We start from the raw sequence: 13680 nt of genomic DNA, 5'->3' as shown, positions 1-13680 counted from the left end.
ACCGTTTGTAGTCTTATCACATCTAAGGTTTTTAAAAACATCTCTGAGGTAAAGTCATGAAGGGAGCTGGAACGTTTGAAGGGAACGCGAAACGGGTTTCTACGAACACGTGTTTATTCATGGACAGCAGGAGTTGCTTTAGCGACATTGGTCATGGGGTTTAGCGCTATTCCGTCTTATGCATCCGAGGTGTCCGAAGCGGCCGTGCCCAAGCAAGCTGAGATTGAAACAAGCGCAGCGATTGGAAGCTTTGAGGATGAAGGGAACCCACACAATTATATTCAGCCCGCAGCGAATGGTGGATTTCTGGTACTGAACATCGAAGACAACACTGAGGCAAGCGTGGCGCATGTCACGTACGGCAAGCTGGACAGCTCGCTGGAGGGTGTGTGGAAGCATGAGCTGGATCTGAACGTGCAGTCTGGTGCAAGCAGTAGGGGAGTCCAGCGGGAGACGTCGGATGGTGGCTCGCTGTTGCTTATTGACTACACGAAGCCGGATGGGATACGGGAGTTACAGGCTTCACGGTTGAATGTGGACGGGAATGCCGTGTGGTCCAGAACATTACAAACGGATGGCTTGGCATCCCATGGACAAAACTCTCTTATAGGTTTGGAACCGCTTGCGGACGGCGGATTTCTTGTATCCTCTCTGAACCGGGATGAGCAAGCATTTACCGTACTCAAATACTCAGAAGCTGGTGAGGAGCTGTGGAATCGAACGAAGGACGGGGTGACTTCGGGTTGGTTGGTTGGCAATCACGATGGATATTATGCACTTATGAACAGTCCTCATGGCCCGGTAGGAGTACAGGCAGATGTGTACGGACGGGAAATCCGTAACATCAATTTTGACCTGGGCTCTGGTAAAGACATTGCAGAAGTACGCGAGTTGCCTGGCGGCCATATTGCCGTGACAGGGCTTAAAGGGAACAGCAAGCGTACACAGATTTTGAGCAACGGACTGCAATTGTTCGGTGATACAGAGGATTATCCGACTGACCGGGTATATCTGCCGGAGGAGCAGGTGTACGTTCGGTTTAGTGACCGATATGATCCGCTGGGAAGCACCACGAAGATGCATGGGATCACCATCACTGGCTTGAAAGGAAACGGTGCGAAGGTTTGGGAAACCACTACCCATTACAAGGAAGACAATTCCTTCGGCATCCGATATGACACAGGACTCTTATACAAAATACCGACAGGCTATGCAGTGGTGACATTCACATCCGGTGGCGCTCATAAACCGGTAGTGCTTGATTTTGCGAAAATATGGATACCGGAATAATCCGGTGTCTTTTTTTTGAAAGCGCAGAAGATGACCTTTTGCAGCCATGTTTTGACCAAAAGGAAACAGCCTGCTTGTATGCGAGATACAAACAGGCTGCCTTGGAAGGCCTATTAGGTTAAGAGAACACATTATAGAAGAGCTTTACTTACAAGCCTCAGGAAGCGACGGTGCTGGACTGCAAAATAGCAGATAGCTTTTCCTGAAAAGTCGGAATGCCTACTCGTTGTACATACGCATAAAAAGTTTCATCGGCGTTTCGATTTTCTTTGTAAAACAGAATCAGTTCTGCCAACACAGGGCCGACCTGATCACCACGTACGCGGCCTTTGAGCGCTTTATTGAACTGGGCACCCGGTCCGAGCGCTCCGCCGACAGCAATATCGAACGCGTCGACCATGCCTTCGGGTGTCTTAATAAGCGAGCCTTGCAGACCGATGTCAGCAATATGCTTTTGTCCGCAGGAATTCGGGCAGCCGATGAAATGAATGCGCACTTTTTCATCCAGCTCTACGTGCTGATCCAAATACTCGGCAACGTCAATCGCCCGCTTTTTAGTCTCCACAATCGCCAGATTGCAGAATTCATTCCCGGTGCATGAAACTGTACGGCTCATAAAATGCTTGGGCTGTGGCGTCAGGCGCTGTAGCACAGGAGCCTGTAGTAATTCATCCACCTGGTCGTCCGGGACGCCGCTCAGCAAAATATTTTGTGACATGGTGGTACGAATCTGTCCATCACCATAGCGATCAGCCAGGTCGGCCAGCTCATGCAGCTCGTCAGCATCCAGACGGCCTACGGGCACGTTCAGGCCGACATAGTTTAGACCCTGCTGCGCTTGTGGATGCACGCCGTCAAAATAAGCTGCTTGCCAGCCGATCGTTTTATCTTCGCCCCGGCCGGGCATTTCGCCGATATACTCGGTGAGCTTGGCTAAAAACTTTTCCGGGCCCCAATCGGCGATGAGGAATTTCAGGCGAGCATGGTGCCGTTTTTCCCGATAGCCGTAATCACGGAAAATGGTGGTGACTGCAATAGAAACCTTCAAAACTTCATCAGGACGGACAAACAGGTCCAGCGATTGCGCCAAATGCGGCTTGGCGGATAAGCCCCCACCGACCATCGCATGGAAGCCGATGACTTCTTTCCCGTCGATCACTTTAGTGGCTGGCGTAAAGGACAAATCGTTAATTTCAGCCTGCGCGTTATTGTACGTATTACCGGAGATGGACATTTTGTATTTACGCGGCAGATTGGAGAAGTCCCGATTTAATACGAAAAAACGGTTGACTTCATCCACAATGTCTTTGGTGTCGACCAATTCATTCGGATCAATGCCTGCCAAAGGATTGCCAACAATTGTACGCGGGCAGTCGCCACAGGCTTCAAAGGAGTACAAATCGACTTTTTCCAGCCGCTCGAAAATATCAGGTAAGTCTTGAACCGTCAGCCAGTGAAACTGAATAGCCTGACGGGTGGTAACATCAACGAGACCGCGTCCGTACAGCGTGGCTATGTCCGCCAATGCATGTGCCTGCGCTGATGTCATGATACCTGTGTTGATGCGGACACGCATCATGAAATGGCCATCCTTGGGCTTTTGCTGATACACTCCGGCCCATTTGAAACGATCCATATCGTCCGCAGTGATCGAATCGAAGCCTGCGCTCGCATAGTTTTCGATAATGGTGCGTATGACGTCGAGGCCGTCCTTTTCCAGCTTGGCAAATTCGAATTTGTTCAGTTTATCGGGATGAGCGGTCCAGATTGGTTCGTAAGCCATCCTTTTAACCTCCTTCATAAGCGTTGTTTACAGGGATTCAAAGTTATACTTTTATTTCCGACAATAGAACTAAGATATAATGTGATGGTATCATAGTTGGTTGTGCCCGTAAACGAAGGAATGACCCAAACGCTATAACGATTATTTATCGTATTTGCTTATTTTTTTGATATAAGGATTTGGTAATTTTATAGTATAAATGACATGAGGGGTCATGTTAGCGGCAAACATAGCTTTTTTAGAAAAAGATAGGGCTAAAAGCGATTGTATGCGTGTCTCCTCTATGGTAGATTTGGACTAGCTGATAGAACAGGGTCATGTTAGAGAGGAAAAGGTGAACATATGCGTAAGATGGGGAAAAGGGCGGTCATACTGGCTTTGGGCAGCGCTTTGTGTGTATCTGGAACAGCAGGTGCAGCCAGCAGCGGAACCGCTTTGAAGGCAAAGGTCATTAACGGCGGAGTCTATGTCAATGTAGGCGATATGAATAAAGCATTAGGAACCAGCGGCGCGTATAACAGCGCAAATGGTACATATACGTTATCGGCTGATCGTGTGCCGCAGGTGGTTAAAAACGTATCTCCCTCTGTGGTAGGCATCATCGGCCGCTCAGCAACGGGACAAGCCGTGGCAGGCGGAGATCGGTACAACCTTGCTCACGGCACAGGGGTCATCATTCGGACAGATGGATGGATTGTCACGAATGCGCACGTCATTGAAGGATTAAATGATGCTGTGGTCGTGACATCGGACGGTAAATCCTACGGGATTACAGATAGCTACAGCGATCCGGTCAGTGACCTGGCGTTGGTTAAGATCAAAGCAAGCGGCCTCAAACCTGCTACCCTAGCAGGCTCGCCGAACAATCTCCAGGTGGGAGAGCAGGTAGTGGCTATCGGAACGCCTATCTCTTTTTCCCTGCGTAATTCGGCAACTTCGGGTGTCGTCAGCGGATTGAACCGTGGCGTCAACGCTGCCTATCGACTTATCCAAAGCGATACTGCGATCAATCCTGGTAACAGTGGCGGTCCGCTTGTAAACCTCAAGGGTGAGGTAATCGGGATCAATACAATGAAATTTTCGGCTGTTGGTATTGAAAATATGGGCTTTTCGATTCCTTCGGATACAGTGAAATATGTGATTGCTCAATTTTTCAAGTATGGTGAGGTTCGGCGTGCCAGTCTTGGTCTAGGATTGGAAGAGAGCTGGTCGGCGATCGTGGGGCTGCCTACGGAGGACCCTTTGAAAGTCACAAAAATTACTTCGGCTAGTGCTCTTCAGGCCAAAATCAAGGAAGGCGACGAGCTGTATAGCATAAACGGCAAGCGTGTGGCTTCCGCTATCGACGTCAACGAGTTGCTTAAAAGCTATCAGCCTGGGCAGACGGTGAGCTTGCTTATGCAGACGGACGGCGATATTGTAAAACGCAAGCTGGTACTGTCACAGGATAATGGCGAAATCTATGAATCTATTCAGGGCGGAGAGGATTCTGCGGACTCGGATGAGTCGGCTGGTGATGGCAATGTAGCGCCTTCCAAGGAAGCATCTGAGTCAGTCCAACAGGCGGCCGTTACAGGAAAGTAATTGAAAACGGTGCGTTATGATATCAAATATAGCTAGAGGGAGATTATTGTGAAGCATATTCAAAGAAAAATGATGCATAAGCTGGGAGCTGGCGCCGTTGCATTGTCCGTTCTGCTATCTACTTTGCCGGCAGTTGCGGCGGACAGCGATAAAACGATCTTGGAGCTGCGTCTGCAAGGCGGCAGCAACACAGCCATCGTGAACGGTCAGAATGCAAGTATTGCCAAACCCTATTCGAAAAGCGGTGCACTGATGGTTCCGGCTGGTGTGTTCAAAAAAGCATTTAACAGCAAAATTCGGCTGGCTGAAGATAATGTGGTCAAAATTAGTAGTGGCGCTCACGTCGTATCGCTGACCATCGGGAGCCGCACTGCCTGGGTGAGAGGTCACAAGGTGACACTTCCGGCTCCACCGGAGATGTCATCAGGTATCCTGATGGTTCCGTTGCGTCAAGTAGCAGAAGGTCTCGGGGGCAAGCTGGAGAAGAATGGTGCGGGAATTGTCATTCGGATGGAGGCGCAAGAAGAGGCAGGTAAGGTAGCGGAAGAGACGCCAAGCATCGATAATGATGAGGGAAAGACGCAAATCGGGAACAGCTACTACGATTGGTCCATGAACTATCCGACAGGACTGGTCATCGGTCAGGGTGGCGGTGATGAGAGCATCTCTACATTTATGGACGAGAATAGTGCGTATTATCTGGAAGTGCATACGGCCTTACAGCCGGTTCCGTTGAATGCGGACGACCTTCTCCAACAATTGGTGCAAACCGCCAAGGAGACGGGAGAAATCGTTGTAGATCGAAAATCCTTCCCGAAATCGAAGGTACCTTATGCGCGTGTCATTACGAAGGATGGAGACGGCGTGCTGTGGGAAAACCGTCAGTATTATGACAACGGGCGACTGTACGTCATTTATTTTTCCGATGCCAAAGCAACGAATTATAAGGATCTCGCACAGTATGCGGGTCTGTTAAATTCCTTCAAGACTTCCTTCAATGCACAGGATAAAAGCATTAAAGACCTGTCGACCGTTGTGGGGGGAACACGTGAGGCTGGAAACCCGGACTATGGTGTGTCGCTTAGCATACCGGCAGGCTGGAAAATGGACGATCAGCGGATGCAGTACGAAAGCAACGATGGATCAAGTTTCCGCTTGAAAGTGACCTCAGCTCCGGCTGATGCCAAGTTGGAAAACTGGAGCCAACAGCTGCAAAAGTGGCTGAGTGATTCATTTGTCTCTACAGCTTATGAGGCCCAGAAGACGTATCCACTTGAGGTTGCGGGGGTTCAGGGGCTGGTTCAGGAGTATCGATACAACTTTGGCGACGGATGGGTTAAGGAATACAATGTGCTGATTCAGCAAAATGGATACCGCTATCTGGCTGAATACGCTGTGCCGGAAAAAGTGAGCAAAGGGAATGATCAGTTCAATGCGCTCATTTCCTCGCTTCAAATCGATTTCCAAACTGTAGCGAGCAACTTCGGACAACTGGAAGAGGACGACTATCTGGCAGACAAAACGAAAACGGTCAAAAAGACTTCGAAAGCCTATGAGTACACGGTGAATATTCCACGGTACTGGACAGCGATCAGTGACCAATTTGAATTGGGTGATGTGGAGTACCAGTTTACCGGAGGAAGCTTCTCCATCAAAGTCGATAATGACAAATCGTTCGAGTTAACGGTATCCCAGCTCAAGGACTTCTACGATAAGCAGGGTAAAAGCTACAAAAACCTCAAGGTTGAAGAGGTTAAGGACGTGACGTTCGCCGGGGTTCCGGCAGCTTCCTTTACATTCCACCGCGTGGAAGAAGGCATTGGCTATACAGGCCGCCAAATCGTTCTGGAGCGTGACGGAAAAACGTATACCGTGACAACGACGCTGAATGACGCGAACAATACGGGCGTGCAGTCTAATGCACTGGATTCAACGCTGAATTCGTTTATGTTTGTGAAGTAGGAGAAAGAATTAGCGAGTTATGGTGGGGGAGCGCTACGCGTGCCATTTGATCCTGCGATCGCTGTTGACCCGGAATTTTTTGATTGTATAAGGGATTGAATGGTAAAAATCCCGCAAGCGTATGCTTACGAAGTAGCTTTCCTTTGGAAAGCTTTCAGGCGAGCGCTGACGCTTCTCCGGATTCAAATGGCCCGCTCCGCTGGCACCCGCCATAAGATCGCCAATCTTTTTAAAGAGTGAGGTGAGCAGAGAAGAGCAAAGACTGTACGTTTTACTAGGTTGCCTATCCTATCTACTTTTCCTTTTTTTAAGAAGTAGTCTGAGCAGCGATATTTACTTCGCTTCTTTCTAGTTTTATATGATTCACCTCCAAAGCACTGCTTGACGGATATGGAGGTGTTTTTTTGTTTTTAGTATGATATTTTTGCAAGGAATCGCTTGGAAAGTGTAGAAGCTTGGGGCGCAGTCTGGTACACTAGATTAGTTACAAGATAAGAATGATTATGCCGCAAATGTTTGTTGTGCGGATTTTTTGAGTTGGATGTAATTCATGCGAGGAACCGATGGTTCAAGGTGTGGATGATCGGACAAGATGATAGAAACAGATAGGATTTAAAAATGTGATTCCTAATAGACTTTAATTTCCCTGACTCAACATGATCAGCTTTGGAATGAGTCGATGAATTACTCATAAGATTACCAAGTAAGCAGCATAGCTGCCCTGAAAACAACGATTAGCCAATGGGTGATCATTCGTTTTCAGCATATAGGGAGGACAATGATGAAATCAGCAGTACGAAGAGAAGATGTCGAGCTTCTGGCACCGGCCGGTGATTGGGATTGTATGCGTGCGGCGGTGGCGAATGGAGCCGATGCGATCTTTTTCGGGGTGGAAAAGTTCAACGCACGGGCACGGGCGAACAATTTCCGTATGGATGAACTGCCTGAAATTATGGCGTTTTTGCATAGCTACGGGGTTAAAGGCTTTTTGACATTCAATATACTGGTGTTTGAAAACGAGCTGGAGGACGCCAAGGAACTGGTCGATGCCTGCGTGGATGCGGGTGTGGACGCGTTGCTTGCTCAGGATATGGGCTTGGTGAAAATGATTCGCGATATTTCCCCGGATTTTCCGATCCATGGCTCTACCCAGATGACGATTACCTCGCCGGAGGCGGTAGAGTTTACGAAACCGTACAACATTGAGCGGGTCGTGCTCGGACGTGAAAATAACTTAAAACAGATTCAAAAAATAGGTGAGCAAGCGAGACTTCCGATGGAAGTATTCGTGCATGGCGCGTTATGTGTATCTTACTCGGGTCAATGCTTGACTTCTGAAATGTGGGGCGGACGCTCTGCGAACCGTGGCGAATGCGCACAGGCATGCCGTTTGCCTTACGATCTGATGGTGGATGGTGAGCAAAAGCCGATGGCCGATGTGACGTATCTGCTGTCACCTAAGGATTTGGCTGCCATTGATCTGCTGCCGGAGTTGATTGGCGCAGGCGTCATCTCTTTTAAAATCGAAGGACGACTGAAAACGCCTGAGTATGTAGCCAACGTGGTCAGCAAGTACCGTAAAGCGATTGATAAGTATTTTGAAGGTGACACGTCCAAGACCAGCAAAGAAGATATCCGCGAGCTTCAGCAAAGCTTTTCACGCGGCTTTACGCACGGGTTTCTGGAAGGAACGAATAACAAGAAGCTGGTTGATGGTACATTCCCGAAAAGCCGGGGTGTGTATCTGGGCCGGGTGGAACAAATCCTTCGTGACGGTGTAGTATGCCGTATTGATGCACCGCTAAAACGTGGCGATGGTATTGTATTCGATGCGGGAGATCCCACGCAAAAAGAAGAAGGCGGACGCGTATACGATATCCGTCGCAAGGGTGTAAAGATCGAAGGCGAAGCCGGAGAAGGCTGGATTATCGACATCGTAGCGGGACGCAACGATGTGGATCTGCGCCGTGTACATGTCGGCGACCGCATTTGGAAGACCAACGACCCGGCGCTGGACAAGCGTCTGCGCCAGACGTATGACACCGACAAGCCGTACCGCGTCTTCCCGGTACATGTGCGTGTCAGCGGCTCTCCAGGGCAGCCGCTGTCGACCTGGTGGACCGATGTGCAGAAAGGCACGACGGTCCGCGTGGATTCCGAGCTGGAACTTGAAATCGCCCAGAAACATCCAATGACGCGCGAACTGCTCGAGGAGCAGTTCGGCCGACTGGGCGGAACGGTGTTCCAGCTGGATGAACTGGACGTCCATCTGCATGGGGACGTCATCGTGCCGATGCGCGAGCTGAACAGCATCCGCCGTCAGGCGGTGGAATTGCTCGCGGGCGAGCGCCCCAAACCGCCCGTGTACACGAAGCGGGCGGTAGAGGTGTATGGCGATGCATCGGTTCCCGCTTCGCCAGTGGCACGCGGTCAGGCAGAACTGACCGCGCTGTGCCGCAGCCTCCCGCAGGTTGAGGCTGCGCTGGAGGCCGGCGTCGAGTTTATCTACGCCGACTTCGAGTTCATTAAGCAATTCCCGGCAGCCGTGGAGGCTGTACACGCCGCAGGGCGTCGAATTGCGCTGGCGACCCCGCGTATTCACATGCCGGGTGAAAACGGCTACCACAACAACATCCTGCGCCTGAAGCCCGATGCTGTGCTGGTACGCAATCCGGGTGCGCTGTATTTCTACATGCGTCATCGGTTAGAAAACCCAGATGCACACCATCCGCAATTGATCGGTGACTTCTCGTTGAATGTCGCTAACCACAAAGCGGCTGATCTGTTCCTGGATTCCGGCTGTGACCTGGTTACGCCGTCGTATGATCTGAACATCCAGCAAATGGTCGATATGCTCAGACGCACGCGTACCGATAAGCTGGAGATCGTGATTCAGCAGCATATGCCGATGTTCCATACCGAACATTGCGTATACTGCACCTTCATGAGCGAAGGCACGGACTACACCAACTGCGGACGTCCATGTGAGGACCATCGCGCATCCCTGCGCGACCGTATTGGTATGTCTCACCCCGTTCGCGTGGACGAAGGCTGCCGCAACACGGTATACAACGCCATCGAGCAATCAGGTGCCGAGTACCTGTCCAACTTTATGGAGCTGGGCGTGTCCCGCTATCGCGTGGAGTTTTTGGAGGAGACACCGGAGCAGGTACGAGAGGTGATTGACCTCTACAACCGTGCCTTGCGCGGAGAGATCAGTGGTACACAGGTCTGGAAGACGCTTAAAGCGACGAACCAGTTGGGTGTTACACGCGGGCAACTGGTGAAGTAAATAACTGTATATTTGTCTGGAGCTAAAAAGATTACAGAAGCATAATATATTCATATAGCAAGCTAGTGATTGGAGGACATTTTCTCTTTGAGGGAAGATGTCTTCTTCTTTAGCCTATTAAATGAATCCATCTTCCTGTTATAATCATAGAAGTATATCTATCCGTTATATTGAAGACAAAGGAGATTAACCCATGAAAATCCGTAAAGCGATTATTCCTGCTGCGGGATTAGGAACCCGTTTTCTACCTGCTACCAAAGCGATGCCTAAGGAAATGCTTCCGATTGTAGATAAGCCAACCATTCAATATATTATCGAAGAGGCTGTAGCATCTGGGATTGAAGATATTATTATCGTTACTGGTAAAGGTAAAAGAGCTATTGAGGATCATTTTGATTACTCATTTGAGCTGGAGCATAATCTGGCAGCCAAGGAAAAATGGAATCTGCTCAATGAGGTGCGCAAGCCATCAGAGATGGCAGACATCCACTATATTCGTCAGAAGGAGCCCAAAGGTTTAGGTCACGCTATATGGTGTGCACGTAAATTCATAGGGGATGAGCCTTTTGCTGTACTTTTAGGTGACGACATCGTTGAGTCTGAGAATCCATGTCTCAAACAGATGATGGACGTTTTCGACGAGTATCAGCGTTCTGTTGTAGGAGTAAAACAAGTAGATTGGGACGAGGTTCATCGTTACGGGATTGTTGAGGGTCATGCACTTACTTCGAAGATCTCTGAGGCAGAACGTTTGGTGGAGAAGCCGAAGAAAGAAGAAGCAACCTCCAACTTGGCGATCATGGGACGCTATATCTTGACGCCAGATATTTTCGACATCCTTGGTCAGCAATCCGCTGGAGTAGGCGGGGAGATTCAATTGACGGATGCATTGTCCAAACTGGGTGAAAAGAATCCGATCCTGGCCTACGAATTTGATGGAAATCGCCATGACGTTGGAGAAAAGTTGGGGTTCATTGAAACAACCATTCATTATGCTCTACAACATGATGAGATTAAAGATGAAGTGCTGGCTTATATGAGGCAAGTTATTGAAAAGATGGATCAGCAAAAAAAAGTATCACCGTAATAAGCCCCTCTTCCTCAGTATAAAAAAAAGACTGCCAGATGATGTGTTATATCACGGCAGTCTCTTTTTGTGTTGCTCTATTTCTCCGATTTCAACTGAGCAATTAGCTCTTTCTCCTTCGGATCAGCTTTTATCAGCTTATCGTACAATGCTTTGTCATCCTGTCCCTGCTTTTGCAGAGCGACGATATAATAACGAGCCACCTCACGATTTGTAGCGTCACTCAGGTCGTCCTTCAAGCCGTTTTTGAGGATGTTGGCAGCCTCTGCAGGCTTACCTGACATGAACTCAATTTTGCCAGTACTGAGCGCAATGCTTGGGGTTACTTCAAAAGTACGTGTCAATTGAATTTCAGGTGGAACCGTCTTAATATGAGCTACCCCATCCAGAACCTGCTGGTAAGCAGCAAGACCTGCTTGGAAATATTTCTGCTCCATGGCCGTGTCCTTCTGCTCACGTGCCTGATCACCAAGAGAATAAGCTTGAGTAATCAACATATTGTACCAGTCATTGTCCCATCTAAAGTTAGAGATGTTATTTTCCAAAATGCTGAGGGCCTGCTCATTCTCACCCTTTATTTGTAAAAGGTTAATTTTGGAGCTATACATGAATTTATTATACGGTTCTGCTTTCAGGCCCGTATTTAGCACCTCTATTGCAGCAGTATAAAATTCCTCTTTTTTCGTTTGCTGATAAACATTCTTGTACAGTGCAGCCAGTCTTATAACCGAATCCGGATGTGTAGGACGAAGTTCAAGATCTTTATTAATAGCACTTTGAATTTCCTCAAATGATGTACTGACCGCCATGATCTGTTTCGCATATGTGGCAGCATTAGCTGATTGCACGAAGCGGAGACCAGCAAAAAGCAGCACGATGCTCAGGACACCAATGACTGCACTGTACATGATCCGGAATCCGGAAGCGTTCATAGACAGGCGTTTAAGCGGCTTGCTGTCCATAGCAGCGGCCATACCACCAAGACTCATAAATACCAGTATGCCCATGAACACGTAACTAAGATTAAAGTCCAACAAGCTGTGAAGTAAGATCGAGAGTGCCAAAATAAGATACAGAAAGTGAGAATCTCGATCTTCATCATTTTGTCTAATATAGCTACGAATATATTTATAGAAGATATATAAGATGAATGACATGAAAATTACGAAACCGAGAATGCCCACTTCAACTAAATACTGCATGAAAAAATTATGAGCCTGACGGCTAGTATAAGGATAGTCTTGGTATTTTTCATACAAAGTAGCCCAACCGCCACCACCAGTGCCAATTACAGGGTAATCCTTAATTAATTTGGCAGCATCCTGATAGAATACAAGCCGCTCCAGAACACTATGCTGCCGGAAATTGATGTTTTCTAACCGGACCTGGACGTTATCAGGCAGTACGCTGCGCAGGCCAGTTCCAATAAACAGAAAAGCCAGCAAGCCAATCACCACAACCGATCCGACAGGCAGCCACAGGTTGGATAACTTTCGGGAGGTCCACCCTGTGAGGGCACTCTCCAGCTTTGGTGCCAGATAACGTTCAACAAGCCACAGTACGACAGCAACAGCAAGGGAGACACCAATAAGTAATCCCCAAGCCTTGGCCGCCTCTCCGCCGTTGTAGGTCTTATTGAGTTGTAATCCCATATTTGTAATCGGAGTCAAGATAGATATTGACGCTACACCTGCAATGGCGCAATGTAAAATCCATATAATCTGGCGTGCAGGTTTAAAGAAAAGCAAGAGCAGCACGAATACGACTGGCAGCATAACCAGACCGCCCCGTGACAGGGTCAGGAATAGCGAGACCAGAATTGGCACCAACATGAAGCCATGAGTAGCTTTGCCATACCATGATTTTGATTTCATCAGACAAAAAACGGCAGCGAATAGGAAAGCCATTAGAAAGGCGGCATATGTATTCGCATATTGAAACACCGATGTCAGCCGGAGCCCATTTGTATCTGTCATGACTGCATTGGTATAACGGTTTTGATAAACATATTGGCTAAACCAACCTACCAGCTTGCCGGTAAGCACCCACTGTCCGAACCAGTTGATAAAGCCAAAGCCTACAATGACATAAGCAACGGTCATAATCAGATTGTGAAGAATCTTATTGCCTAACCGATCCTGAAGTAGATAAATTGAGATGATAAACAGAGCGGCATATATGCACTGTACCACCACCATATTCATGGCCAGGTAATGTGAAGCTGCTGAAGTTAGTGAAAGCACATAAGTCAGGGGAAGCAGCAGTACCCATACAGCCAGCCAATCCCTTTGCTCTTCCAGCTTGAATTTCTTATAATAAGATACGATTCCCAAAATCAGCAGAATCGTGCTGATAATCAAAGCCCAATAGAGTGGCTTCTCAAAATCAAGCATTTGCCCATTAAAAAGTGCAGCCTGGAAGGGAGCCCAAGCTAAAAACAGAATCATGCCAACAATTAACACCCAAAACATAGCCGGCCTTTTATCGTCACGGGTCGACGTTTTGGCCTGTTTCCCGTATACTGGATTCGACAAGGTTTACAATCTCCTTTTTTTGAAGGTAATGCTAGTATTTTAACATAACAATTATTACAACTGTACAGTTAATAGTTTTTATCAACATAGATCAGTGCAAGACGGATTTTGAAATGAATTGCGACACCTTCTGTAAATAAATAAAAAA

7 protein-coding genes are annotated in these 13680 nt (G+C 48.2%); 5 read left to right on the top strand and 2 right to left on the bottom strand.

Annotation, left to right across the window (positions count from 1 at the left end; all coding sequences use genetic code 11):
• Positions 1 to 75 precede the first annotated feature (75 nt).
• Complete coding sequence (locus QMK20_RS23530) at positions 76 to 1290, top strand: hypothetical protein (RefSeq protein WP_283653501.1); 1215 nt, start codon at positions 76 to 78, stop codon at positions 1288 to 1290.
• Positions 1291 to 1447: 157 nt separating this feature from the next.
• On the opposite strand, the gene QMK20_RS23525 is transcribed toward QMK20_RS23530, so the two are convergent.
• A complete protein-coding gene (locus QMK20_RS23525; RefSeq protein ID WP_283653500.1) occupies positions 1448 to 3073 on the bottom strand; it encodes a nitrite/sulfite reductase in 1626 nt (541 codons plus the stop codon).
• Positions 3074 to 3415: 342 nt separating this feature from the next.
• On the opposite strand from QMK20_RS23525, the gene QMK20_RS23520 reads away from it, so the two are divergent.
• From QMK20_RS23520 to galU, 4 genes are all read left to right on the top strand, one after another.
• Positions 3416 to 4657, top strand: a complete 1242-nt coding sequence (locus tag QMK20_RS23520; RefSeq protein WP_283653499.1) for a S1C family serine protease — start codon at positions 3416 to 3418, stop codon at positions 4655 to 4657.
• Positions 4658 to 4705: 48 nt separating this feature from the next.
• Entirely contained in the window at positions 4706 to 6619 is a 1914-nt protein-coding gene (locus QMK20_RS23515) for a stalk domain-containing protein (protein ID WP_283653498.1), read from the top strand.
• A 781-nt stretch (positions 6620 to 7400) separates the two neighbouring features.
• Positions 7401 to 9911: a U32 family peptidase gene (locus QMK20_RS23510; protein ID WP_283653497.1), complete on the top strand. Its 2511-nt coding sequence runs from the start codon at positions 7401 to 7403 to the stop codon at positions 9909 to 9911.
• Between the two features lie 193 nt (positions 9912 to 10104).
• Positions 10105 to 10998, top strand: a complete 894-nt coding sequence (gene galU, locus QMK20_RS23505) for a UTP--glucose-1-phosphate uridylyltransferase GalU (RefSeq protein ID WP_283653496.1) — start codon at positions 10105 to 10107, stop codon at positions 10996 to 10998.
• Between the two features lie 77 nt (positions 10999 to 11075).
• On the opposite strand, the gene QMK20_RS23500 is transcribed toward galU, so the two are convergent.
• On the bottom strand, positions 11076 to 13532 hold the full coding sequence (locus tag QMK20_RS23500) for a Wzy polymerase domain-containing protein (RefSeq protein ID WP_283653495.1): 2457 nt from the start codon (positions 13530 to 13532) through the stop codon (positions 11076 to 11078).
• Positions 13533 to 13680 lie beyond the last annotated feature (148 nt).

Origin of the sequence: Paenibacillus sp. RC334 (assembly GCF_030034735.1) — a bacterium.
Lineage (GTDB): Bacteria > Bacillota > Bacilli > Paenibacillales > Paenibacillaceae > Paenibacillus > Paenibacillus terrae_A.
Note: the sequence above shows the minus strand (reverse complement) of the source record. Positions and strands in the feature narration are given on the sequence as shown.

Coding starts and splice junctions, on each gene's coding strand:
- QMK20_RS23525 (WP_283653500.1), bottom strand. CDS start 3,073: ATGGCTTACGAACCAATCTGGACCGCTCATCCCGATAAACTGAACAAA.
- QMK20_RS23520 (WP_283653499.1), top strand. CDS start 3,416: ATGCGTAAGATGGGGAAAAGGGCGGTCATACTGGCTTTGGGCAGCGCT.
- QMK20_RS23510 (WP_283653497.1), top strand. CDS start 7,401: ATGAAATCAGCAGTACGAAGAGAAGATGTCGAGCTTCTGGCACCGGCC.
- galU (WP_283653496.1), top strand. CDS start 10,105: ATGAAAATCCGTAAAGCGATTATTCCTGCTGCGGGATTAGGAACCCGT.